Annotated in this window: 19 protein-coding genes; 18 read left to right on the forward strand and 1 reads right to left on the reverse strand. The window is 47.8% G+C overall.

The window, feature by feature from the left end; genetic code table 11:
- Positions 1 to 21: 21 nt before the first annotated feature.
- Positions 22 to 1,650, forward strand: coding sequence for a membrane protein insertase YidC (gene yidC / locus KD147_RS04500; protein WP_105253376.1), 1,629 nt, complete (start codon positions 22 to 24; stop codon positions 1,648 to 1,650).
- Between the two features lie 105 nt (positions 1,651 to 1,755).
- Positions 1,756 to 3,120 (forward strand): tRNA uridine-5-carboxymethylaminomethyl(34) synthesis GTPase MnmE, encoded by a 1,365-nt coding sequence (gene mnmE, locus KD147_RS04505; protein WP_105253474.1) that lies wholly within the window; start codon positions 1,756 to 1,758, stop codon positions 3,118 to 3,120.
- 32 nt (positions 3,121 to 3,152) lie between these two features.
- On the opposite strand, the gene KD147_RS04510 is transcribed toward mnmE, so the two are convergent.
- On the reverse strand, positions 3,153 to 6,191 hold the full coding sequence (locus KD147_RS04510) for a hypothetical protein (RefSeq protein ID WP_212547062.1): 3,039 nt from the start codon (positions 6,189 to 6,191) through the stop codon (positions 3,153 to 3,155).
- A 696-nt stretch (positions 6,192 to 6,887) separates the two neighbouring features.
- Here KD147_RS04510 and mioC point away from each other — a divergent pair.
- From mioC to KD147_RS16910, 16 genes are all read left to right on the forward strand, one after another.
- The gene (mioC, locus tag KD147_RS04515; protein ID WP_212547063.1) at positions 6,888 to 7,334 is read left to right on the forward strand and encodes an FMN-binding protein MioC; all 447 of its coding nucleotides are present in this window, start codon (positions 6,888 to 6,890) and stop codon (positions 7,332 to 7,334) included.
- Positions 7,335 to 7,739: 405 nt separating this feature from the next.
- Entirely contained in the window at positions 7,740 to 9,629 is a 1,890-nt protein-coding gene (mnmG, locus tag KD147_RS04520) for a tRNA uridine-5-carboxymethylaminomethyl(34) synthesis enzyme MnmG (protein WP_105253379.1), read from the forward strand.
- 12 nt (positions 9,630 to 9,641) lie between these two features.
- Positions 9,642 to 10,262, forward strand: coding sequence for a 16S rRNA (guanine(527)-N(7))-methyltransferase RsmG (gene rsmG / locus KD147_RS04525; protein WP_212547064.1), 621 nt, complete (start codon positions 9,642 to 9,644; stop codon positions 10,260 to 10,262).
- Positions 10,263 to 10,277: 15 nt separating this feature from the next.
- Positions 10,278 to 11,063 carry a ParA family protein gene (locus KD147_RS04530; RefSeq protein WP_105253381.1) on the forward strand — a complete coding sequence of 262 codons (786 nt, stop codon included), beginning with the start codon at positions 10,278 to 10,280 and terminating at the stop codon, positions 11,061 to 11,063.
- A gap of 20 nt (positions 11,064 to 11,083) precedes the next feature.
- Positions 11,084 to 11,992, forward strand: a complete 909-nt coding sequence (locus KD147_RS04535; protein ID WP_105253382.1) for a ParB/RepB/Spo0J family partition protein — start codon at positions 11,084 to 11,086, stop codon at positions 11,990 to 11,992.
- A gap of 143 nt (positions 11,993 to 12,135) precedes the next feature.
- Positions 12,136 to 12,516 carry an ATP synthase subunit I gene (locus tag KD147_RS04540; RefSeq protein WP_105188741.1) on the forward strand — a complete coding sequence of 127 codons (381 nt, stop codon included), beginning with the start codon at positions 12,136 to 12,138 and terminating at the stop codon, positions 12,514 to 12,516.
- A gap of 15 nt (positions 12,517 to 12,531) precedes the next feature.
- Positions 12,532 to 13,362, forward strand: coding sequence for a F0F1 ATP synthase subunit A (gene atpB, locus KD147_RS04545; RefSeq protein ID WP_105188740.1), 831 nt, complete (start codon positions 12,532 to 12,534; stop codon positions 13,360 to 13,362).
- A 72-nt stretch (positions 13,363 to 13,434) separates the two neighbouring features.
- On the forward strand, positions 13,435 to 13,683 hold the full coding sequence (atpE, locus tag KD147_RS04550) for a F0F1 ATP synthase subunit C (RefSeq protein WP_105188739.1): 249 nt from the start codon (positions 13,435 to 13,437) through the stop codon (positions 13,681 to 13,683).
- A gap of 40 nt (positions 13,684 to 13,723) precedes the next feature.
- Positions 13,724 to 14,194, forward strand: coding sequence for a F0F1 ATP synthase subunit B (gene atpF / locus KD147_RS04555; protein ID WP_105188738.1), 471 nt, complete (start codon positions 13,724 to 13,726; stop codon positions 14,192 to 14,194).
- A 15-nt stretch (positions 14,195 to 14,209) separates the two neighbouring features.
- Positions 14,210 to 14,743: a F0F1 ATP synthase subunit delta gene (gene atpH / locus KD147_RS04560; protein ID WP_212547065.1), complete on the forward strand. Its 534-nt coding sequence runs from the start codon at positions 14,210 to 14,212 to the stop codon at positions 14,741 to 14,743.
- A 14-nt stretch (positions 14,744 to 14,757) separates the two neighbouring features.
- Positions 14,758 to 16,299 carry a F0F1 ATP synthase subunit alpha gene (atpA, locus tag KD147_RS04565; RefSeq protein ID WP_105188736.1) on the forward strand — a complete coding sequence of 514 codons (1,542 nt, stop codon included), beginning with the start codon at positions 14,758 to 14,760 and terminating at the stop codon, positions 16,297 to 16,299.
- 57 nt (positions 16,300 to 16,356) lie between these two features.
- A complete protein-coding gene (atpG, locus tag KD147_RS04570; protein ID WP_212547066.1) occupies positions 16,357 to 17,217 on the forward strand; it encodes a F0F1 ATP synthase subunit gamma in 861 nt (286 codons plus the stop codon).
- A 33-nt stretch (positions 17,218 to 17,250) separates the two neighbouring features.
- Entirely contained in the window at positions 17,251 to 18,636 is a 1,386-nt protein-coding gene (gene atpD, locus KD147_RS04575; protein ID WP_105253387.1) for a F0F1 ATP synthase subunit beta, read from the forward strand.
- Between the two features lie 13 nt (positions 18,637 to 18,649).
- On the forward strand, positions 18,650 to 19,072 hold the full coding sequence (locus tag KD147_RS04580; RefSeq protein ID WP_105188733.1) for a F0F1 ATP synthase subunit epsilon: 423 nt from the start codon (positions 18,650 to 18,652) through the stop codon (positions 19,070 to 19,072).
- A gap of 235 nt (positions 19,073 to 19,307) precedes the next feature.
- Positions 19,308 to 20,669 carry a bifunctional UDP-N-acetylglucosamine diphosphorylase/glucosamine-1-phosphate N-acetyltransferase GlmU gene (gene glmU / locus KD147_RS04585; protein ID WP_212547067.1) on the forward strand — a complete coding sequence of 454 codons (1,362 nt, stop codon included), beginning with the start codon at positions 19,308 to 19,310 and terminating at the stop codon, positions 20,667 to 20,669.
- 199 nt (positions 20,670 to 20,868) lie between these two features.
- On the forward strand, positions 20,869 to 25,797 hold the full coding sequence (locus KD147_RS16910) for a S8 family serine peptidase (RefSeq protein WP_212547068.1): 4,929 nt from the start codon (positions 20,869 to 20,871) through the stop codon (positions 25,795 to 25,797).
- Positions 25,798 to 25,877 lie beyond the last annotated feature (80 nt).

Consider the following 25,877-nt stretch of genomic DNA (forward strand, 5'->3'; position numbering starts at 1 on the left):
CAACGAGAAATAAGAGCTGTTATGGAATCGCAACGCACGTTTTTATTTATCGGCCTGTTGTTGGTGTCATTTTTATTATTCCAGGAATGGAATAATGATTATAACCAACCGGCCAACAATCCAAGTGCTCAAACCCAAAGCAATGCCCCAGCCAACGCCGGGCAAAGTGATGTTCCCAATTCGGATATTGCCGAGCCGCTAGCATCGACATCAGCAAGCCAACAAATTATTACCGTAACCACGGATGTGTTTGCGGTGAAAATTGACACCCTTGGCGGCGACATCATCGAAGCCAAATTGCTGCAGCATGCGGAAACTCATGGCAGCGACGAGCCTTACCTGTTGTTAGGCCAGTTTGAGGGCAATGAATACTTCGCCCAAAGTGGTTTAATCGGCTTAAATGGTCCAGACGCTCGTAAAGAAGGTCGCCCGGTTTATCAAAGCGAGCAACAAAGCTATACCATGACTGGCGATACACTAGCGGTACCGCTTACCTTTGTTGATGCTCAAGGCGTGAGCTACACCAAAACCTACACCTTCCACAAAAGCCGTTACGACGTTACCTTGGATTATGACATCCAAAACAACACGGCTAACGCGGTTCAGGTACAGCTTTATACTCAGGTTAAGCGCACCGTCCAAGACAAGGGCAGCCTAATCGATCAAAGCTACCTAGGTGGTGCTTACGGTACCGACGAAGTTAACTACGAAAAATACTCGTTTGACGATATTCAAGACAAAGAATTGAAAGAGTCGACTCAAGGTGGCTACGTGGCCTTCCTTCAGCACTATTTCGTTAGTGCCTGGGTACCCGCTCAAGATCAAACGAACACCGTATATATGCGTCTGCCTACCGCCAAGGTTGCGCAAATTGGTATTAAGTCGGAGCCAGTGAATATTGCTCCGGCAAGCTCTGCAACATTTGCGTCTACCTATTATATGGGTCCGAAAGACACGGATGCTTTGGAAGCGCTGCACCCTAACCTGGACTTAGCCGTGGACTATGGTTGGTTATGGTTTATTTCACAGCCACTATTAACACTGCTGAAGTTTTTATACAGCTTCCTAGGTAACTGGGGCTTGGCTATCATAGCTATCACTATTGTTGTGAAGTCGCTGCTATACCCGCTGACTAAAGCCCAATATACCTCTATGGCTAAGATGCGTGCCCTTCAGCCGAAGATGCAGGCACTGAAAGAGCGCTATGGCGATGACCGCCAGAAGTTCGGTCAAGCTATGATGGAAATGTACCGCAAGGAAAAAGTGAACCCTATGGGTGGCTGTTTCCCACTGTTGCTACAAATGCCTATCTTCCTGGCGCTGTTCTACGTATTCCTGGAATCACCAGAACTACGCCATGCAGAGTTCGGCCTATGGCTAACTGACTTGTCGTCAAAAGACCCCTTCTACGTGCTACCGGTTCTATTCGGCGCCAGTATGTTCCTGATGCAAAAGCTTCAGCCAATGACGGTAACGGATCCAATGCAGCAGAAGATGATGACCTGGATGCCGGTATTCTTCTCGGTATTCTTCCTATGGTTCCCATCGGGTCTGGTACTTTACTGGTTGGTTTCAAACCTTATCTCTATCGCTCAGATGCTGATCATCTACCGCGGTATGGAGAAAAAGGGCCTGAAAGTCCGAGGCTAGATTTAGCCTGAATCGATATTAGAAAAGCGGCTTATGGCCGCTTTTTTATTGTTTACAGCCACATTAGGTTACAATACACACATTGCCGCTTTATCGAGTTATTCTATGTATTCTCAAGACACTATAGTTGCCCAAGCCACGGCCCCCGGACGCGGTGGCGTGGGTATAATTCGCGTCTCAGGTGCCCTTGCCAAGGATGTTGCCGAGCAGATCATCGGTCATTGCCCCAAGACCCGCTACGCCGAATATGTGCCCTTTCACGACCTTAATAAGCAACAGCTGGATCAGGGTATCGCCCTATTCTTTCAAGGCCCTAACTCCTTTACCGGCGAAGATGTACTTGAGCTGCAAGGTCACGGCGGTCCGATTATTCTCGACATGCTGCTACGTGAAATTGCCGACATTGAGGGTGTGCGTCTGGCCAAACCCGGGGAATTCTCCGAGCGCGCATTTTTAAACGATAAACTGGATTTAACCCAGGCTGAGGCCATTGCCGATTTAATCAATGCCACCTCGGAACAGGCGGCGAAAAGCGCCCTGCACTCGCTCCAGGGCGAATTCTCCAATCACATCACTGAGCTGGTGGAACAGGTGATTCACCTACGCATGTATGTTGAAGCGGCCATCGACTTTCCCGATGAAGAAATAGATTTTCTCAGCGATGGCAAGGTTGCCGGCGATCTGCAACGCATACTCGATCAGGTCGAGCAGGTGCGAGCTCAGGCCAAACAGGGCAGCATCATCCGCGACGGTATGCGGGTGGTGATTGCCGGACGCCCCAACGCCGGTAAATCAAGCCTGCTTAACGCCCTGGCCGGCCGTGAAGCCGCCATTGTTACCGATATCGCCGGGACCACCCGAGACGTGCTTAAAGAGCACATTCATATCGATGGCATGCCTCTGCATATAATCGATACCGCCGGACTGAGGGAAAGCCCTGACAAAGTGGAACAGATCGGTATAGAGCGCGCCTGGGAAGAAATAAACCAGGCCGATCGCGTGCTCTTTATGGTCGACGCCCAGGACACTCAAGCCAATACACCTGAGCAAATTTGGCCTGAGTTTGTCGCCAAGCTTCCGGAAAATATGGGCATTACCGTGATCCGTAATAAGGTCGACCTCAGCGGTGAAGAGCTGGGGTTTGACGACAGCCATAGCCATCCGGTGCTGAGGATCAGCGCCAAAGAGGGCCTGGGTATCGATTTAGTACGTGAGCACCTAAAGGCCTGTGTCGGCTTTGAAGGCACGCAAGAAGGCAGCTTTATGGCGCGCCGTCGCCACCTTGATGCCTTAGAACGTGCTTTAAGTCATCTGCAAACTGGCCAGGAGCAGCTTGAAGCCCATATCGCCGGTGAAATTCTTGCCGAAGAACTGCGCTTAGCACAGCAATACCTTAACGAGATCACCGGTGAATTCACCTCGGATGATCTGCTCGGCAAGATCTTCAGCTCATTCTGTATCGGTAAATAAAAAATGGGCCTATCAAATAGGCCCATATTCCGTTAATTATTTAATGGCGGCATGCCCACTTTCAAATAGCCATCACTGCCTAACGTCCCTAGCAATGTAGCATCGGGTGGAATTGTATCTATATTACACCCATCGCCATAACACGCTAAATAACAGGTTAAATCCATGGGGGCAACTGGATTAAAATTGCGGCACAAGGGGTTATCTATATTGCCACTGGCAATGGATAGATTGAACACAGTGCGGGCATCGGCACACCAGCGATACTCCTCTACCAAATCATCTTGTTGCTTTATAAAATTCAACGCATATGGCTGATGGACTGGGCATTTAGTCGTCATCCCAAGCACTAAGTCGAGATCGGTACAAGGTTCCTTAATATCAAGATGACCACATACCAAGGCCTCTGTTGCAGACCTCAAGGCATCGGATAAAACAACCCTTGTAAAGCTGGTGGCTTCACTCACTTGAAGATTGGCATCGGTCACGGTTAATGACACTTCTAACTGATAACTTGCTGCTTCATCACGACGAAGGCCGAGGTTATCTATTGATACAGTAGGATTTTGTCCGGTCGCGTTTAATGTCCCCAAATTAAATGCAGGCTTACCCGGTATCGCCTGGACGTGTGGCTGTATTTTCCAGACAAAGCTATACGGCGCAGTTCCTCCCGTCACATCGGCCTGCAAGGTAAGCGATGTACCCAAGGCAATATTTACCGGTGAGGACATGGTGGCAACCAAAGGCTCTGGTGGTGGTGGCGCGCTCACCCTAACCTGCTGTGTGGTTTTCACCACATTACCGACCCTATCATAGCTGGCCATCTCAAATAACAGTACCAGATCGGCATCGCCCGGAAATAAAGTGGGGGCTACAAAGCGCCAATTACTAATTCGGTCGGCTTCTTGATCACCGATTGGCGTTAAAGTCACCGACTGTGAACCGCCTATTTGAGTAATGGCATAACGATAATGCTCATGGGTTGGAAACTGTACGCCCCCAGTAGGCGTGGGTGAGCTTAAACTCACTTCCTGGCCGCTATCCACTGTTAGCGGCGCTAAGTCACCAATAACCAAAGAAGAGGCAACATCGTTTACCTGTACCAGTATGTCTCTGTCTGTGGTCTGAGCGCCATCGCTCACTTGCACATTGAAGCGCAACAGCGTTGTTTGTCGTACCGCGGGAGCAGTCACCACGATTCTCGCTGTATTGGCTCCGCTAAAGCTCACATCGGGGCTATTCTCGTCTTTAAGATAAGACCACAGGTAGCGATAATTTTCACGGCCCTTACCGCCTTGGGCAACAACCCCGAGTGCTTTTAAAGAGCCTTCTTGCAAAATAACCCCAGCAGTACCGGCGATGATAATAAGGGGATCATCTTGTTTTGGGGCCTCTTGTGGTGGCAGCACCTGAGGCGGGCTCTCAACAGGAGGAGCAATTGCCTGCGGACGAATGATGAGTACCGGCAGGATATAACGCACGACTTCACCTTGCAGATCTTTGCCTGTTACCGATAACATAGCGTGTGCCGAATGTTGTTTAACTAAAGGCGCGGTTACCAAGATCTGGGTTCCCGTACCACCGCTGTCTGGTTGCTGAGCTATTTGCAATTTTGGGCCCGCTATTTGATCCACGGTCAAATCACTTAATGGAGAGTTCAATACAGGTGCAGGCTCACCCACCACCACAAGGCGAGGTTCAAGAGACGTGATCGGAGTGGGAGTCACTCCAGTTGCAACCTCAGGTGTTAACATTGCGTGCACCACCGCTTCGGCGGTCCGTTCAATCCCCTCTGAATCGGTAACTTTAGCTTCAAAAGTAAGTACCTGAGCAGCGTCTACAACGGGCAATTGCACTGTTAATACTTCTTGTGCGCTGGTCTCCAAGTTTGCTGTGGGGCCGCTGCTTTGTATCCATTGCCATTGGTAAGGAGGGCGACCGCCATTGACTGTCATACTCAGTTCAACGCGAGTTCCTCCAGTCGCTGCGACGGCAGGGGGGGCAAGTAAAACTAACGCTTGTGGCGGCACTTTGGGTGGTACCAAAATAGGGCTAGGCACAGGTTCTACCTGACGAGGATGGGGCACTTGCAATGGTTGTGCGATCAATAAAGGTTTCAGTAAGGGAGCAGCCATTGGCACAGGGGTTGGTACCGGATCCGGTGTCTGCGATGGTTCAAGGATCGGAGTTGCTGTAGGAACTGCATATTGCACTTCAACCGCAGTTCTGGCACTAGCATTTCTGCCGGTAACGGGATCTGTAACTTTCACCTCAAAATGTAAAATCCCACCTTGAGGCATGGAAGGCACGATAAAGTCTGGGTTTGCCGTATCAGCCCCATTGAGGGTGATAATAGGTGAATCCGGTGCAATCTGGCGCCATTGATAGTCTAAACCCGAATCACTGCCTCGCGCATGCAAAGTTACCTTATGGCCAGACTGGGTTAATCGCGACGATGAGCCCGCTTTTACACTCACGTTATTGGCGGGAACAACGGTGATAGCTACTTTTGACGGACGACCATTACCATTGGCATCCGATGCCCTCAACTCAAATGACAACAGGGTATTGGTCATAACATCGGGGGCAGTGAAACTCAGTTCAGAAGTGTCGGCACCTACTAGGGTGACCTTTGGACCGCCCTCTTGTTTCCAGTTCCAGATCACGTTACCCGAAGCGTTATAGACAAAAGCATGTAATGTTGTGGTCAAACCGGAGATAACCTGGCGTCCATGATCACCAATATTAGTTGTCAGTTGAGGGACTTCCGGCGCACTAGCCTGCGCCGCGACCACTGAGGCTATAATCGTTCCGCATATATTCGCATCACTCGCAGAGCAAGCCCTAAGGCGGTAAACATAGGCTTGAGGAGCGGTTTGCGGCGGCACATCAATATAGCCAAGTTCAGAGGTGATAATAATCGGCCCACCACAATCTGTTGGTGTGGACTCGACCAGATCATCGGTGATACCTTCGGGCACTTCACAGCGATGAAGTGCATAACTGCCGGCACCGGGGACCGGTGGCCAGGTTAAATGAACACCATCCTGAGATCCTTTGGATGCAGCCATAACAACCGGGGTAGAAAGAGCTTCAATATCAACTATTCGTTCATCTCTATTGTGCTTGTGGCACCCGAACAATAAAAATAAAACAAACAGACACATAAACCTTATACGTCCAGACAACAACATTTCTACTCCCTTTGAATATTTACACATCAGTTTCAGGTTATTAGCACACTAATAATAATCGATCACAAAGCAAAAGTAAGACTATTTATACCTATTCAAGGCACGTATTTCTTATCACAAGCGTTCATCATTTAGGCTTTTTTTACGTCCAGAATAAAATAATGCTCGTTGATGACAGGATCGGATCGTCAAAATGGTCATTTAAACCACCAAAAACGCAAAGATCGGGGTGGCCTATAGAAGTTTTAGATCTAAAAAATAAATATATAGATCTAAAATTATGTCTCCATTTGCACGGAACGATCATTATCCACAAGCAAATAATTCACACCCCTAATAAATAAGCCAACAGCCCCTTTTAATCCCTTTTTGATGACCGGGAATGGCTATTTAACCTAAGCTTATCGACTTTTTATCAACAACTTAAAATCATAAAAAAACTATATATTTCATATTACTAAAAGAAGATTCCACATTTTACAAAGTAATTATTTATGCACTGATAAAGAGATCCATTGAGTGATGTACGAGATCAGGTATCATACAGGCCAATTGAACGACTAGTTTGACGACATGAAACAGCTGGAAATTATCATAGGCAGCCAGATGGGCGGCACCGAGTATGTGGCCGAACATTTAAGCCAACTTTTGGCGGATCAAGGTGTACAAAGTCAGTTGCACGAGCAACCCGAGCTACAACATATAGATAGGGATCATCCCTGGTTGATCTGTACTTCAACCCATGGCGCAGGGGATTATCCCGATAATTTACTGGCATTTATCGAGCAATTAGCAACAAGTGAGCCGCTTGATGGAGTTCGTTTTGCGGTTATAGGAGTTGGCGACTCCAGCTACGACACCTTTAACTTTGCCGCTAAAAATATCGTTTCCTTGTTACAAACCAAGGGTGCCACCCTGCTATTGCCGCAACTAGAAATAGATGTGCTTGGCGAAGAGCTACCGGAAGATACTGCTGAGCAATGGCTGCCTAATTTGCTGCAAGCATGGAAAAGTGCATAAGGATCTTACCCAATACTTATTCACAAAATATCGAAAAGTTAGATCTGAATGTGGATAAAAGCTTAGTATCATGCGATCCAAGCGATGATTATGCACTTGATAAGATCTATCGCGAATTGGCCTGTGTATAAAACAGCTATTTGATCAGAGCTTATTAGCCCTTAGATCCGATCATATCTACAACAATTAAGATCGCTCAATCTATTGAATTTATAAAGTTTTTATCGGTTATCAACAGATCTGGACGAGACTAATAGTAAGATCAATAAAAGATCTCTTTAAAGATCCTTTATTTTATATATGATCCACTTCGAGATCTTGAACACTATTTAACCGTTTCCCTTCCCTCATTTTCTAGGTAGAATACGCACCCTTTTCTCTTTCACCGGTTGTAGGAAACGTTAAATGATTTTCCATGAACACTTTGATGTCATTGTTGTAGGCGGCGGTCATGCTGGCACCGAAGCGGCATTAGCTGCGGCACGTATGGGCATGAATACCCTGCTGTTGACACATAACATGGACACCCTTGGCCAAATGTCTTGTAATCCAGCGATCGGTGGCATAGGTAAAGGTCATTTAGTTAAAGAGATCGATGCCTTGGGCGGCGCTATGGCCAAAGCCATCGACAAAGGCGGGATCCAGTTCAGAACCCTAAATTCTTCTAAGGGCCCAGCGGTACGAGCAACCCGTGCTCAGGCGGATCGCGCTCTCTACAAAGCCGAGATCCAAGCCATTTTGCAACGCCAGGAAAACCTGAAGATCTTCCAGCAATCCTGTGATGATCTTATCGTTGAAGGTGATAAGGTTACCGGCGTTGTTACCCAGATGGGCTTAAAGTTCAGTGCTCAAAGCGTGGTATTAACCGTAGGTACCTTCCTTGGTGGCCAAATTCATATTGGTTTAGAAAACTTCCAAGGAGGCCGCGCAGGTGATCCTCCTTCGATCGCACTGGCACGTCGACTACGCGAATTACCGTTTCGCGTTGATCGCCTGAAAACAGGTACACCACCACGTATTGATGCGCGAACCGTGGACTTTAGTAAGATGCAAACTCAGCCTGGTGATACCCCAACTCCGGTTTTCTCATTTATGGGCAAGGCCAGTGATCACCCGAAACAGATCCCCTGTTATATCACCTACACCAACGAGAAAACGCATCAGATCATTAACGACAACCTGCATCGCTCACCCATGTATTCCGGTGTGATTGAAGGCATAGGTCCGCGTTATTGTCCGTCAATCGAAGATAAGATCGTTCGTTTTGCCGATAAAGACAAACACCAGATCTTCGTTGAGCCTGAGGGCCTAACTTCTTATGAGCTGTACCCTAACGGTATCAGCACTAGCCTGCCGTTCGATGTGCAAATGGACATAGTGCGTAGCATTGCCGGTTTTGAAAATGCTCATATTTGTCGTCCTGGTTACGCCATCGAGTATGACTTCTTCGATCCCCGCGATCTAAAACCATCGCTGGAAACCAAATTTATCAATGGCCTGTTCTTTGCTGGTCAAATCAATGGCACCACGGGTTATGAAGAAGCCGGTGCCCAAGGCTTGATCGCCGGTATGAACGCGGCATTGCAAGTGCAAGGCAAGGATTCATGGACGCCACGTCGTGACGAAGCCTACACCGGCGTATTGATCGACGACCTGGCAACCCTAGGCACCAAAGAACCGTACCGCATGTTTACCTCCCGTGCCGAATACCGCCTGTTGCTGCGTGAAGACAATGCCGATCTACGCTTAACGGCCAAAGGACGAGAGCTAGGCCTGGTATGTGATGAGCGCTGGGCTGCGTTCAATGACAAGCTGGAAGTGATGGAGCAGGAAACCCAGCGTATTCGCTCGACCTGGATCCACAAAGATCATCCGGCCTTGAATTCGGTCAACGAACTGCTTAAGTCGCCAATGACCCGCGAAGCTAGCCTGGAAGACCTATTGCGTCGTCCGGAGATCAGTTACAAGGATCTGATGGCAATTGACGGCTTGGCTTCTGGCTCAGACAACGAGCAAGCCCTTGAGCAGGTCGCGATTCAAACCAAGTACGCCGGTTATATTGCCCGTCAGCAGGATGAAATTGCCAAGCAACTGCGCCATGAGCAAACCTTGTTGCCAAAAGAATTCGATTACAGCCAGGTTTCCGGCTTGTCGAACGAAGTGGTCGCCAAACTGACCGATGCACGTCCCGACACTATCGGCCAGGCATCGCGTATTTCTGGTATTACTCCAGCGGCGATTTCGTTATTATTGGTGTATCTCAAGAAGCAAGGTATGTTGCGCAAATCGGCGTAACCAAGAGCAAGCGTGTTAGAAAACAAATTTAAACAATTGCTGGCTAAGGCCAGCATTTCTCTTAGTGAGCAACAGATTCAGCAATTACTTGCCTACGTTGCTTTGCTGGACAAGTGGAACAAAGCCTACAACCTTACCTCCGTTCGCGATCCTAAAGACATGCTGGTTAAGCACATCATGGATAGCCTGGTTGTGGCCGAGCACCTTAAAGGTCAACACTACATCGATGTGGGGACTGGACCTGGTTTACCCGGTATGGTTTTGGCCATTGCCCTGCCCGATACCGAGTTCGTATTACTCGATAGTCTTGGCAAGCGCGTCACCTTCTTAAAGCAGGTGAAACATGAGCTTGGCCTAAAAAATGTAACCCCGGTGCAGAGTCGAGTTGAAGAATATCAGCCAAGTGTTAAATTAGATGGAGTGCTATCTCGCGCCTTTGCCTCTATTGATGATATGCTGCATTGGTGCGCGCATTTAATTGATCAGGACGGCCGCTTTATTGCGCTTAAAGGCCAGTACCCTGAGCAGGAATTAGCACACCTTCCCGATGGCTTCAGTTTCGAGCAAAATATTGAGCTTAGGGTTCCTGAATTAGAGGGCGAGCGCCATCTTATAATTCTAAGAAAAAATTAATTGGCGAGGATCAACGTGGCTAAAGTCATTGCTATTGCAAACCAAAAAGGCGGTGTGGGTAAAACCACCACAGCCGTAAATTTGGCGGCCTCAATGGCTGCGACCAAACGTAAGGTGTTATTGATCGATCTCGATCCTCAGGGCAATGCCACCATGGGCAGCGGCGTTGATAAGTACGACGATGTTGCTACCGTCTATGATCTACTGATCGAAGATAAACCCTTCGAAGAGGTGGTGATCACTCAGACTTCGGGTGAGTATCACTTGATCGCCGCCAACGGTGATGTTACCGCGGCGGAAGTGAAACTGATGGAATTGTTTGCCCGCGAAGTACGTTTGCGCAACGCCTTGGAAAAGATCCTTGCCGACTACGAGTATATTTTTATCGACTGTCCGCCGTCGTTGAATATGCTTACCGTTAATGCCATGGCCGCCGCCGACTCGGTGTTGGTTCCCATGCAGTGTGAATATTATGCGCTGGAAGGGATCACCGCATTGATGGGCACCATAGAGCAATTAGCACAACTGGTTAACCCCAAATTACAGATTGAAGGCATTTTGCGAACCATGTACGATCCGCGCAACCGCCTTGCCAACGATGTTTCCGAACAGCTGAAACAGCACTTTGGCGATAAGGTCTATCGGACTGTTATTCCGCGCAACGTTCGACTTGCAGAAGCACCCAGCTTTGGTGCCCCGGCCATGTATTACGACAGAGCCTCTGCGGGAGCCAAGGCATATCTGGCCTTGGCCGGTGAAATGCTGCGCCGCAAAGAAAAACAAACACCTGCAGTCGCCTAAATCTAGAGGTAAGCGAATCAATGTCTGCTAAAAAACGTGGATTAGGAAGGGGCCTGGATGCCCTACTCACGTCGTCAAAACCCGCCGCACCCGCGTCAGAGCAAAGCGCCAATGACGGGCCAAGCGAGCAAGCCGTTAAAGGCGAGCTGCAAAAGCTGGCGATCGAGTTTTTACGCCCCGGCAAGTATCAGCCGCGCAAGGATATGGCCGAAGACGCGCTTGAAGAACTGGCGAGTTCAATTCGTGCCCAAGGCATTATTCAGCCCATTGTAGTGCGTCAGTTAGGCGAACAGCAGTACGAAATCATTGCCGGTGAGCGTCGCTGGCGCGCCGCGCAATTGGCTAAACTCGATATGGTCCCTTGTTTAATCAAGGATGTACCGGATGAAGCCGCGGTGGCCATCGCCCTGATTGAGAATATTCAGCGTGAAGACCTCAACGCCATGGAAGAAGCCATCGCCCTGGAGCGTTTGATCCAAGAGTTTGCCTTGACGCATCAACAGGTGGCCGATGCGGTGGGTAAATCTCGTACCACAGTGACTAATTTGCTGCGTCTGAACAACCTCAATGACGATGTAAAAATTATGTTAGAGCATGGCGATATCGAGATGGGTCATGCTCGTTGTCTGTTGGCGCTCAGTGGTGAAGCGCAATCTGAGGCCGCTCGCAGCGCCGTGGCCAAGGCATTAACCGTACGTGAGACGGAAAAGCTGGTGCGTTCCCTGTTGGAACCCTCAGAAAAACCGGTTAAAAAAGAAAAAGACCCAGATGTCAAACAGTTAGAGCAAAAGCTCCAAGATAATCTCGGTGCCAAGGTCGAAATAAACTACAACCAGAAAGGCAAGGGTAAGCTAGTGATTTCTTACACTAATTTAGACGAGCTTGAAGGTATTTTAGAGCGTATCGACCCGCAGCGAAATCAGGTTTAATTATCCCCTTCTCGCCCCCGTAATCACGGGGGTGAAATTGACACAATTTCATCCCGCTCAAGTTGCAAATTGGCCAGAAATCAGTATAATTTCGCCAGTTTTAGCACCCCAATGAAACTTAACGTAATTAAGGTTAATAGAAAGTGACGCAAAGGTTGTCTGGCCCGTATCGCCAAGCCGCATTAAAAGGCGTTCTTCTTCAGGGTGTCGTAGCAATTATAGCTGCAGTAATAGTTTTAGTAGGTTGGGAAGTAGATGCCGCGGTTTCAGCATTGGCTGGTGGACTGGTGGCGGTACTTCCTAACTTTTTGTTTGCTATCTATGCGTTTCGATATGTGGGCGCAAGCAAGGCAAAACAAGTGTATGCCTCATTTAAAAGAGGCAACGGATTAAAATTTTTGCTAACGATTTTCTTGTTCGCACTGATATTTAAGCTTTATCCGGTAATGGCGTTGCCATTTTTTTCCTGCTTTATATTGGTGACGTTTACACAGTGGTTAGCGCCGATTTTTTTTAATCATTAACTTTTGGGATAAAACATGGCTGCAGGTGAAGAACTTACCTTAACGGGTTACATCCAGCACCATTTAACTAACGGTCAAGTCAGTATTGGCGACGGTTGGTTTTGGAAGCTGAATGTAGATACCCTCGCATGGTCTATCGGTCTTGGACTGATTTTCTTATGGATCTTTAAGCGCGCTGCGAACAAAGCAACGCTTGGCGTTCCCGGGAAATTTCAGTGCTTTATCGAGATGGTCGTAGAATTCGTCGATCAAAACGTGAAAGATACTTTCCACGGTAGAAGTCGACTAATCGCTCCTCTTGCTCTGACAATTTTCGTCTGGGTATTCCTGATGAACTTAATGGACTTGATCCCGGTTGATTTCCTTCCTGCACTTGCAGGTCAAATCGGCGTACTTTCAGGTGCCGTAGAAAGTTCTCACGATGTATACATGAAGGTGGTACCAACAACCGACCTTAACCTAACCCTAGCGCTAGGTATCGGGGTGTTTGCACTCATCATCTTCTATTCGATTCGTGTTAAGGGCTTAATGGGCTTTATCAAGGAGCTAACGCTTCACCCATTCAGTTCTAAAAACGTGGTTGTTCAAGTCCTATTTATTCCGGTTAACTTGCTTTTAGAATCAGTAACTCTAATCGCGAAGCCGGTTTCATTGGGCTTACGTCTATTCGGTAACCTTTATGCTGGTGAACTTATCTTCATCCTAATTGCTGCGCTTGGTTTGTTCCAATTGCCGCTGCACTTTGTATGGGCGGTATTCCACATCCTGGTTATCGTATTGCAAGCATTCATCTTCATGATGCTGACAATTGTTTACCTGAGCATGGCGTCTGAAGACAACCATTAAGAACCGGCTCAAAAAAGATTTTTTTAACTTTAACTTTAACTTTAATCATTTACAAAAATATTGGAGACAATAATGGAAATCGTAATCGGCCTTAAATATATCGCTGTTGCCCTACTTATCGGTTTTGGTGCCCTTGGTACTGCTATCGGTTTCGGTAACCTAGGTGGTAAATTCCTAGAATCAGCTGCTCGTCAGCCTGAGCTTGCACCTCAACTACAAGTTAAAATGTTCATCGTAGCTGGTCTTATCGATGCTATCGCGATGATCGGTGTAGGTATCGGTCTATACATGTTGTTCGCTCTAGCTCCATTTGCAGGTTAATTTCTACTATTTTGCGAACAAAATGTAAGGAGGAGCGGTCGTGAACTTAAACGCCACTCTAATTGGTGAATTAATCGCTTTCATCGTTTTTGTATGGTTCTGCATGAAGTTCGTGTGGCCACCACTAAACGGTGCAATCGAGGCTCGCCAAAAGAAAATTGAAGATGGTTTAGCTGCCTCTGATAAAGCTGAAAAAGATCTTGAACTTGCTCGTAAAAAAGCAACCGAGCAACTTAAAGAAGCTAAAGCAGAAGCTGCTGAAATCATCGAGCAAGCTAAAAAGCGTGCGACGCAAATCGTTGACGAAGAGACATCTCGTGGTCACGAAGAGCGTGAAAAAATCATTGCTCAAGGTCATTCAGAAATCGAAGCCGAGCGTAACCGTGCCAAAGAAGAATTGCGTAAGCAAGTTGCTTCTCTAGCGGTTATCGGTGCCGAGAAGATCTTAGAGCGCGAAATCAATGAAGCCGCGCACAGCGACATAGTTGAAAAACTTGTTGCCGAGCTTTAATAGGAGGGTATGAGCATGTCTGAACTGACTACTATCGCTCGCCCATACGCTAAAGCGGCTTTTGAATTTGCCGTTGACAAAGGTGCGGTCGACATCTGGAACGAGATGCTGTTTTTCGCTGGTGAAGTAGCGAAGAACGAGCAAGTTACTCGATTCCTGTCGAGCAGTGCCTCTGCTGAAAAACAAGCTGAAACTATGATTCAGCTTTGTGCAGAGCAACTCAACGAATATGGCCAGAACCTGGTAAAGGTAATGGCCGAAAATGGACGTTTAGTCGCCCTACCGGCGGTTGCACAATTATTCGCTGAATTTAAAGCGGATTATGACAAAGAAATCGACGTTGACGTCGTTTCTGCAACCGAGCTTGCTGCAGCGCAGCAAGAGAAACTAGTCGCGGCACTTGAAAAACGTTTCGCACGCAAAGTTAAGCTGAATTGTAGTGTTGATAACACGGTTGTTGGTGGTCTGGTTATTAAAGCCGGCGACACCGTAATCGATGGCAGTATCAGCGGCAAACTTAGCCGTCTGGCCACTACACTACAATCGTAATTGGGAAGAAGAGCATGCAACTTAATTCCACTGAAATTTCTGATCTGATCAAAAAACGTATTGAGCAGTTCGAAGTTGTAAGTGAAGCTCGTAACGAAGGTACTATCGTATCTGTTACTGACGGTATCATCCGCATCCACGGTCTAGCTGACTGTATGCAAGGTGAGATGATTGAGCTTCCTGGCAACCGTTATGCTATCGCACTAAACCTTGAGCGTGACTCAGTAGGTGCCGTAGTAATGGGTCCATACGCAGACCTTAAAGAAGGCGTAAAAGTACAATCTACCGGTCGTATCCTTGAAGTACCTGTTGGTCGTGGTCTACTTGGTCGTGTTGTTAACACACTAGGTGCACCTATCGATGGTAAAGGCGCTCTAGATAACGACGGTTTCGAGCCAGTTGAAAAAATCGCACCAGGCGTAATCGAGCGTCAATCAGTAGATGAGCCAGTACAAACTGGTTATAAGTCTATCGATGCGATGATTCCAGTTGGTCGTGGTCAGCGTGAGCTTGTAATCGGTGACCGTCAGACTGGTAAAACTGCACTAGCTATCGATGCTATCATCAACCAAAAAGGCACAGGCGTTAAGTGTGTGTACGTAGCGGTTGGTCAAAAAGCATCTACTATCGCTAACGTAGTACGTAAACTTGAAGAGCACGGTGCACTAGAGAACACGATTGTTGTTGTTGCATCTGCTTCTGAATCAGCAGCGCTACAATACCTAGCGCCATTTGCTGGTTGTACTATGGGTGAATACTTCCGTGACCGCGGTGAAGACGCGCTAATCGTATATGATGATCTTTCTAAGCAAGCTGTTGCTTACCGTCAGATCTCACTACTACTTAAGCGTCCACCAGGTCGTGAAGCTTACCCAGGTGACGTATTCTACCTTCACTCACGTCTTCTAGAGCGTGCATCGCGTGTAAACGCTGATTACGTTGAGAAGTTCACTAACGGTGAAGTGAAAGGTAAAACAGGTTCATTGACGGCATTGCCTATCATTGAAACTCAAGGTGGTGACGTTTCTGCGTTCGTACCTACAAACGTTATCTCTATCACCGACGGTCAGATCTTCCTAGAAACTGACTTGTTCAACGCGGGTATCCGTCCAGCCGTTAACGCTGGTATCTCGGTATCTCGTGTAGGTGGTGCCGCGCAAACTAAAATCGTTAAGAAACTAGGTGGTGGTATCCGTCTAGCGCTAGCTCAGTACCGTGAACTAGCGGCGTTCTCTCAGTTCGCTTCTGACCTTGACGATGCAACTCGTGCCCAGCTTGAGCACGGTGAGCGCGTAACAGAGCTAATGAAACAGAAACAGTACGCACCTATGTCTGTTGCGGAAATGTCTCTGTCGCTATTTGCTGCTGAAAAGGGCTATCTAAAAGACATCGAAATCGCGAAAATCATGGATTTCGAAGCGGCTCTTATTTCTTACGCAAACAGCACTTACGCAGAGCTAATGGCTCAAATCAATGAAACTGGTAACTACAACGCCGAGATCGAAGCGCAGCTGAAAGAACTTCTAGAGAAGTTCAAGTCTACGCAAACTTGGTAATTAGTTATGAACGGTGAGTTTTAATTTTAAAACTCACCCAGATTCGGAGAAAGAGTCATGGCCAGCGGAAAAGAGATAAAAAGCAAGATCGGGAGTATCAAGAATACTCAGAAGATCACTAGCGCTATGGAAATGGTTGCCGCTTCTAAAATGAAGAAGGCGCAAGACCGTGTGGCTTCAAGCCGTCCATACGCTGAAAACTTACGCAAAGTGATCGGTCATGTTGCTAATGCTAGCCTCGAATATCGCCATTCCTATTTGGAAGAGCGTGAGGTCAAGCGCGTTGGTTATATCGTCATCTCTACCGACCGTGGTTTATGTGGTGGCTTGAACTCAAACGAGTTCAAGAAAGTAGCCCTAGAAATCAAAGCATGGAAAGAAAAAGGCGTATCTGCGGATTTCGCCGTACTAGGTAGCAAGGCTGCCGGTTTCTTCCAGCGTTTTGGTGGCTCTGTGCTTGCCAAAAAATCAGGTCTAGGCGATGCGCCTTCGGTTCAGGACGTAATTGGTCCTGTAAAAGTTATGCTTGATGCATACAACGAAGGCAAATTAGACCGCTTGTTTGTTGTTTACAATAAGTTTGTAAACACCATGAAGCAAGAACCAACAATCGATCAATTGTTGCCTTTGCCGAAAACAGAAAGCGAAGAACTAGCACACCGCTGGGACTACATCTACGAGCCAGATCCAAAAGCCCTTTTGGAAACACTAATGGTTCGCTTTGTAGAATCTCAGGTATATCAAGGTGTGGTTGAAAATGCTGCCTCTGAGCAGGCCGCCCGTATGGTTGCGATGAAAGCCGCAACGGATAACGCCGGCGACCTGATGGATGAGTTACAGCTTGTTTATAACAAGGCTCGTCAGGCCGCAATCACACAAGAAATCAGTGAGATTGTTGGCGGATCAGCAGCAGTTTAATGCTTCGGGCAAAGATTAACGAGAGGAATAGACATGAGTTTAGGTAAGGTCGTCCAAATTATCGGCGCCGTTGTGGACATCGAGTTCCCACAAGACAACGTGCCTGCCGTATATGACGCACTAAAAGTTACAGACGGCGACCTAGCAGGTCTGACACTAGAAGTTCAGCAGCAGCTAGGCGGCGGTGTGGTACGTGGTATCGCACTTGGTACTACCGACGGTCTACGTCGTGGTACAGCAGTAGAAAACACAGGTGAAGCGATCAAGGTTCCAGTAGGTAAAGCTACTCTTGGTCGTATCATGAACGTACTAGGTGAAGCAATTGACGAAGCTGGCCCAATCGGCGAAGAAGAGCGTATGTCAATTCACCGCGAAGCACCTTCGTACGAAGATCAGTCAAGCTCGGTAGAACTACTTGAGACTGGTATCAAAGTAATCGACCTTGTATGTCCATTCGCTAAGGGTGGTAAAGTAGGTCTATTCGGTGGTGCTGGTGTAGGTAAAACCGTAAACATGATGGAACTTATCCGTAACATCGCGATCGAGCACAGTGGTTACTCTGTATTCGCCGGTGTTGGTGAGCGTACTCGTGAGGGTAACGACTTCTATCACGAAATGAACGATTCAAACGTACTTGATAAAGTATCGCTTGTATACGGTCAGATGAACGAGCCACCGGGTAACCGTCTACGTGTTGCTTTGACTGGTCTAACTATGGCTGAGAAGTTCCGTGACGAAGGTCGTGACGTTCTTTTCTTCGTAGATAACATCTATCGTTATACGCTTGCCGGTACTGAGGTATCAGCACTACTAGGTCGTATGCCTTCAGCGGTAGGTTACCAGCCAACTCTTGCAGAAGAGATGGGTGTACTACAGGAGCGTATCGCGTCTACTAAGACTGGTTCAATCACGTCAATCCAGGCCGTATACGTACCTGCGGATGACTTGACTGACCCATCTCCGGCGACTACTTTCGCCCACTTAGATGCGACAGTTGTACTTTCTCGTGATATCGCAGCTCTAGGTATTTACCCAGCTGTTGACCCACTTGACTCAACTTCACGTCAGCTTGATCCGCTAGTAATCGGTCAAGAGCACTACGACACAGCTCGTGGCGTTCAAACCGTACTTCAGCGTTATAAAGAGCTGAAAGACATCATCGCCATCCTAGGTATGGACGAGCTGTCTGATGAAGATAAGCAAGTGGTATCACGTGCTCGTAAAATCCAGCGTTTCCTGTCTCAGCCGTTCTTCGTTGCTGAGGTATTCACAGGTGCACCTGGTAAATACGTATCACTAAAAGACACCATTGCAGGCTTTAAAGGCATTCTAAACGGTGAGTTCGACGACATGCCAGAGCAAGCGTTCTACATGGTTGGCTCAATCGAAGAAGCGCAAGAAAAAGCTAAAAGCATGTAATTAGGAGGGGAGTATGGCAGCTATGACCGTACATCTTGATGTAGTGAGCGCAGAAGGAAAGTTATTTTCCGGTCGTGTAGAAACACTTCAAGTGACAGGTAGTGAAGGTGAATTGGGTATTTACCCAGGTCACGCGCCGCTACTAACTGCCCTGAAACCTGGTATGGTGCGTTTAGTTAAGCAGCTAGGTGGTGAAGAAATCATCTATGTTGCAGGCGGTACGCTTGAGGTTCAACCTCATAACGTAACCGTGCTGGCTGATACAGCCGTTCGAGCCGAAGAGCTGGACGAGCAAGCAGCAGAGCAAGCTAAGCGCGAAGCGCAAGAACAAATGGATAAAGCACAAAGTGATGAGCTGGATTATCAGCGCGCCGCAGTGCAACTCGAAGAGGCTCTTGCCAAACTTCGCGTAATCCGTCTATTGCGTAATAGCTAATTGCTATCGACCGAAAAGGTTTGCAAAAACCCACGCTAACAGCGTGGGTTTTTTTATGTCTGTTCGTTCAATGTTCATGGTGGAGCGGTTACAATATTGCCAATTTGTACACAATGGTACAGTTACGGCGTTGGTCAAGACTTGAGTGGACTTTACTCTATCCAGACACAGGATGTGCTGATTTAAAGCGCCAAATTGAACCGTGTGACAGTGGATGCGAAAAAAGGATATTAGAATGAATTTAACCACAGTTATTTTGGCCGCGGGTAAGGGTACTCGCATGCGCTCAAAGCTTCCTAAGGTATTGCACCCGATAGCCGGTAAGCCCATGGTGCAACACGTTATCGACAATGCCAAGGCCCTTGGCGCCAAGCACACCAACCTGGTCTATGGCCACGGTGGCGAGATGCTGCAACAGCAACTCACCGGCAACGAGCTTAACTGGGTGCTGCAGGCCGAGCAGCTGGGTACGGGCCACGCCGTGGCCGTTGCAAAAGAACATATCGGCGATAACGATACCGTGCTGATCCTTTATGGCGATGTACCACTCACCAAGAAATCAACATTAGAGAAGTTATTGGCTGCTACGCCCGAGCAAGGCTTAGCCGTACTGACCGTCGATCTTGAAAATCCTACGGGCTATGGCCGTATGCTACGTGAAAACGGCAAACTAGTAGGCATCGTTGAACAAAAAGACGCAACCCCTAAGCAGCTAGCGATCACCGAAATCAATACTGGTATTATGGCCTGTAACGGCGGCCTGTTGAAAAAGTGGTTAGGGAACCTCTCAAATAACAATGCCCAGGGCGAATACTATCTAACGGATATCGTCGCCATGGCGCACGCTGAGGGTGTTGAAATCAGCTCTAGTCAGCCTGAGCACCCGATGGAAGTGGAAGGCGCTAATAACCGCGTACAGCTCGCCCAATTAGAGCGTGCCTATCAAGCCTGGCAGGCCGAAGAATTGATGATTAACGGTGCCAGTTTATCGGACCCTGCGCGTATAGATGTACGTGGTCAGGTAAAAACCGGGCAAGACGTACAAATCGATGTGAATGTTATTTTTGAAGGTAACGTCGAGCTGGGGGATGATGTTGTTATCGGTCCTAACTGTGTGCTGAAAAACTGTAAAATCGGCGATGGTGTGGTGATTAAGGCCAACACCCTGATTGAAGATGCTACCGTGGCTGCCAAATGTACCCTTGGCCCATTTGCACGCCTGCGCCCCGGTGCGGTGATGGAAGAAGACTCGCACATTGGCAACTTCGTCGAGATGAAAAAGTCGCGTTTAGGCAAGGGCTCAAAGGCGAATCATCTAACCTATCTTGGCGATGCGCAAATCGGCGAGAAGGTAAATATCGGTGCCGGCACCATTACCTGTAACTATGATGGCGTTAATAAGTCGCAAACCATTATCGGCGATAACGCCTTTATCGGTTCTAACTCATCGCTGGTGGCACCTGTTGAGATTGGTAACACGGCAACTGTGGGTGCCGGCTCAGTGGTAACTGCTAAGGTGGGTGATAACCAGTTGGCTGTAGCTCGTGCAAAGCAGCGTAACCTGGATGGCTGGCAACGCCCGGTTAAAAAGAGCTAATTGCCTATTATATTTAGAAAAAGTCGCTTTAAGCGGCTTTTTTTATGTCTGCAATTTGATGGCAACACATGTCGCAAAATGGATCAAGGTGTCTTTTTTATTGCCATCAAATTGCACGTATATGAATAAAACATAACCATCGGCGAGGGGAAGTTATTACAACTTCATTACAAAAAATAAATAACACCGAAGGTTAAGTATGTTTAACTTGAAGAAAGTCTCCTTTATGGTGGCTTCAGCCTTATACATCGGAAGCTCAGCGGCCAGTGCCGTCAATGTCGCTTCTGAGCAGTGGGTTGCGCCATCATCAGACTATGCACCTAAGCCCATGATTGAAGAAAGTCACTGGTCGGGTGATGTAGCAAAAACAGTAAAAAAACAGGGAAAGATCTTCCGTGCGGAAGAGGGCGTGCATGGTGCTCATACCTATATCGTTGAGCTAGAAGATGCGCCGCTATCGGCTTATGATGGTCAAATTAACGGTTTGGCGGAAACCAAATCCATCGTTGCCAGCGCTCGCTTGCAACAAGGCACGCCCCTGAATTTGAAGACTCAGGAGCTTTCTGGTTATACCCAATACCTAACCAACCAGCGTCAAAACTTTGTGGCGCAAGCAAGTGCCCTGCAAGGGTTAAGTGTGAATGTAGAGCGTGCCTACTCGGTGGCGATCAATGCGTTTACCACGACCATGAGCCAGGATGAGGCGATGCGCCTTGCCAAGGTGCCGGGCGTTAAGCGCATTACCCGTTCCAAGGTGTATCCGCTGTCGACATTCAACACCATTGAGCAAACCGGTGCCAAGCAAGTTTGGGCGAATGCCTTTGGTGGCGGTAGCAACAAAGGTGAAGGCATGGTTGTTGGTGTGATCGATACCGGCATCAACACTGACCATCCATCATTTGCCGAAGTAGGCGGTGACGGCTATGTACACACTAACCCTTACGGCACAGAATTTTTAGGCGATTGTGCTAAGGCTGAATTCTCAGATAAGTGTAACAACAAACTTGTTGGTGTTTACTCTTACCCTGAAATTACCGATTCATTTAGCGACCCTGTCTTTGATGAATCGCGCCCGGCTTTTGGTGAGGATTACCACAGCCACGGCTCACACGTAGCGGGTACGGCCGCGGGTAACATTTTATATGATGTCCCGTTCAAATTAACCCAAAGCGAACCTCAATCAACTGGTTTGGAAACCGACCTGGTATTTGAAGAAGTCTCAGGTATGGCACCTCACGCCAACATTATTTCTTATCAAGTATGTTGGGCTGGTGGCGGCGGCGATCCGTATGCCGGCTGTCCGACAACAACCATTCTGGCGGCTATTGAACAGTCAATCGTCGACAATGTTGATGTATTGAATGCTTCTCTAGGTGGTTTGGAAGAAGATCCTTGGATAGACCCAATTGAACAGGCCTTCTTTAACGCAGCCAATGCCGGTGTATTCGTTGCCGTTGCAGCGGGTAACTCTGGCCCAGAGCTAACTACGGCGGATCACTCCTCACCTTGGGTAACAACGGTTGCGGCACATACGCCTTCTTCTGTCGTAAACTATGGTATGAAAACGCTAGAGGGCCTAAGTGGCGGTGATACACCGGCTCCGGGTCCTTTCGATGGCTTCTCGCTAACATTTGATGATGTTTCCGGTGTCATTGTCAACGCGGAAAACTTTTCCAACCCGAATGCACCAAGCTATGCGGTTGCAGATTGTGATGCCCCTTTCCCAGCTGGCACATTTGACCTTGCCGATGATCCAGCGACAGCCGACATTGATGAAAGCGCAGAAGATGTGATCGTCGTATGTCGTCGTAGCAGTCGTCCGCTTTATTTCAAAGCAGAAAACGTGGCAGCGGGTGGTGCTGAAGGTTTAATTATTTACAACCGTCATAGCTTCCAAGACCGCAGTGCGATACCTGTAATTCCACATCCACTACCAACGATTCACATTACCAATGCCGACGGTATGGAACTCCTTGACTGGATGGGGTCAGGCACAGGCCATATGGGCACGATTACAGGTGCGAAAAGTGTTATCGAACCTGTCGATAAAGAACGTGTAGCTTGGTTCTCTAGCCGTGGACCTTCATATTTCGGCATTGATACCTTGATGGTGGATATCGCTGCACCAGGTGTTGATATTTATGCACCGTCTTCTGATGATCAGCCGTTTACCAATAATCCACGTACTGCAGATTGGCAAACCATGTCGGGTACTTCAATGGCAAGCCCGCATGTTGCCGGTGCAGCCGCCTTGTTACAGCAATCGCATCCAGAGTGGTCAATCGCTCAGGTGCAATCGGCGATGATGCTAACGGCAGGTAATGAACTCAGCAATGCGCGTTTCTTTAACAACTATGCGGATGATGGCTTCCTTTCAGGCCTGCAAGACATGGGTGCGGGACGCATGCGTGTTGAGCTGGCAGATAAAGCAGGGCTTACACTTGATCAGTCTATCGCTGATATGGCCGATGCGAATCCAAGCGCAGGCGGCCGCACGAAGGATTTAAACACCGCATATGCAGTAGATAATACCTGTGCGCAAACCTGTACCTTCGTACGTGAATTTACCGCTACGGAAGATGCAAGCTGGACAGTGCACACGGAAGAGTGGATCGGTAACTTTGAACTAACGGCAGAGCCGGCTCAGTTTGATATTAAAGCGGGTGAAACACAGCAAGTTGTTATTACCGCCACCAGCAAGCAAAACTCTAGCGCCGTTGAATTTACAGACTTAACGGGTAACCAAGGCCAGGTAACGCTGGTTTCAAGTAACAGCAATTCGCCTGTGCTAGAACTGCCGGTATGGACCTTCTCAGGTGATCGTGGTCTTCCCGATTATGTTCGTATCGATGCACACCGTACATCTGCAGAACTAGAAGTGGGTCCATTCAACACCGCGGAAATTACCGATTTCACATCTCGCAGTTTTGGCATGGTTAAAGGAAATGCGAAAACAGTGAAGCTGTTCTCAGATACAACCGCGGGTGACCCATTTGATCTTCACGAAGAAGACGGTGAAATGGTCAACATCAACCATGTTGAGTGGACCACGGTACCCGAAGGCGCGAAGATGTATAGCGCCAGTATGCTAGGCGATGGGCCAGTTAAGCGTGCGATCATGTTTATGGGTCAGGATGTTAACCAAGACGGCTTGCCGAGCATGGATGAAGTGCTATGTATGTCGACTAACTACAACATCTCTAACTTCTGTAACATCGTTGAGCCTAATGCCGGTGAATACTTCACCGTAATAATGAACACGGAATACATCCCTTGGGGTGAAGAAGATATGGGCCGTGACATCAGTTTCGCCACCGGTGTGGTAATGAATGATGTGGGTGGCTTAATGGTCACTGCTGAGCAACAACAAGTTGCAGGTTATGAGCAGTACAACCTTAACCTTGCCTACAATCTTCCTGAAATGGAGATCGGTGATATTTACTTCGGTGGTTTTGACCTTGCGTCGAATGGAACTGACTTAGGTAATCTAGGGTTTGTACCTGTGATCATTAACCAGGTTGATGACGATGTGACTTTTAGCATCGACAAGAACAAAGCCAGTGCCGGTGATCTCGTTAGTTTTACAGTTGATGTGATTGCAAACAACGAAGCGCAAGCGCGTAACTTTGCGCTTAGCACCGAGTTCCCTGAAGGCATTCAGATCATTCCGGATAGCGTTACCACAACTGCGTCAACACCGGTTGCACCAGAAGTTGCGGATAATGTGCTGTCATTAGTTGGCGTACAGGAAACCACTAAGGACGTTGAGCGTAACTATATTGTTACTACCAATGTGACAGACCAAAGCTGTTCATTAACTGCTGCGAACTCTCCTTACCCAGACTACTTGAACTTACGTGATCTAGGCTGGCGTACACTTGAGGGTGTTGAAGGCCGTTATTACAACGAGTTCCATTTCACCTTCAAAGAGTTAATGAATACGGATATGGATGTATCCTTCCCATTCTTTAACAAGTATCACTTTGATTCAATCAAGCTAAACCCTGCCGGTCTAGTTACCTTCGGTGATCAAGGTCGTACAACGCCGTTCCATGTTGAGTTCCCGCGTGCTGCGAGCTTCCCGCCGCCACCTCCTTACATGATTGCGCCGTTCTGGGTAGGTGATAACACCATTCCACAACGTATCGATGCAAGTTCACGTGTTCCTGGTGATCCAAACGCAGGTATTACACCAACTTACACCTATTCACGTGATTGGTTGGTACTTGAGTGGGATAACGTTGAGCGTGCTTATAGCCAAGGTCAGAACATAGACTTTGAAATGTTCATGCGTATGAGCATCAACTACGAGCCGGGTGAATACGAAATGTTATTCGCTTACGACAATGTAAGCCTAGTTGACGAGCAGGGCTCAATCGGCTTTAAAGCTGCCGATGGTCGTATCCTGGTTAATGGTGATATGCCCATGGATATCAACCTAGGTGACAGCGTTGGCTATAACAACATGGATGAAGTTGTTAAAGACGGTCTGGTTGTGTGTATGGACTATACGGGTCCGGAAATCTCCAAGTTCTCTGTTAGCTTCGATGCATATGTGTCAGAGAAAGCGGCTAACCAGGTGCATACCCTGTACTTGAACAACGGCCTTGAAGGTTCTGAGACCGAGCGCCTAAGCGTTGATCTTGAAGTTCATGGCAATCTGACTGTGCTGGAACTAAGTGATATGACGGTCGCTGAGAATGAAACAATCTCATTTGATGTTGTATATGCTGATGAAAACGCGGTAAGCAATGTGATCACGGTATCTGGTGATAACTTCACTTCTGAAATCAGTGGTCATGAGTCAGGCTCTACCGTGACGCTAACACCAACGGCTCACTTCCACGGTGAGACCGAAGTGACTGTGACGGTACATGACAGTGTTAACAGCTCTGATATGTCATCAACAAGTTTCCTACTCATGGTTGAGTCTGATGGTGAAGAGTTAGGTTGTACTGATGCCAGTGCAACAAACTATGATGCATCAGCCAATACCGATGACGGTAGCTGTACATATCCGGTTGAAGTTACGCCACCAGAAAAAGCAAAATCTTCAGGCGGTTCAATGGCGTGGATGCTGTTGTTATTCATGCCGTTAGCGCTGCTTCGCAGAGCTCGTAACGGTTAACTTTCATAGACCCTAGTAAGTAAAAGCCAATTGGAAACAATTGGCTTTTTTTCTTACGCAAAAACATTTTTTAATTATTA

Source organism: Pseudoalteromonas sp. BDTF-M6, assembly GCF_018334135.1.
GTDB lineage: Bacteria > Pseudomonadota > Gammaproteobacteria > Enterobacterales > Alteromonadaceae > Pseudoalteromonas.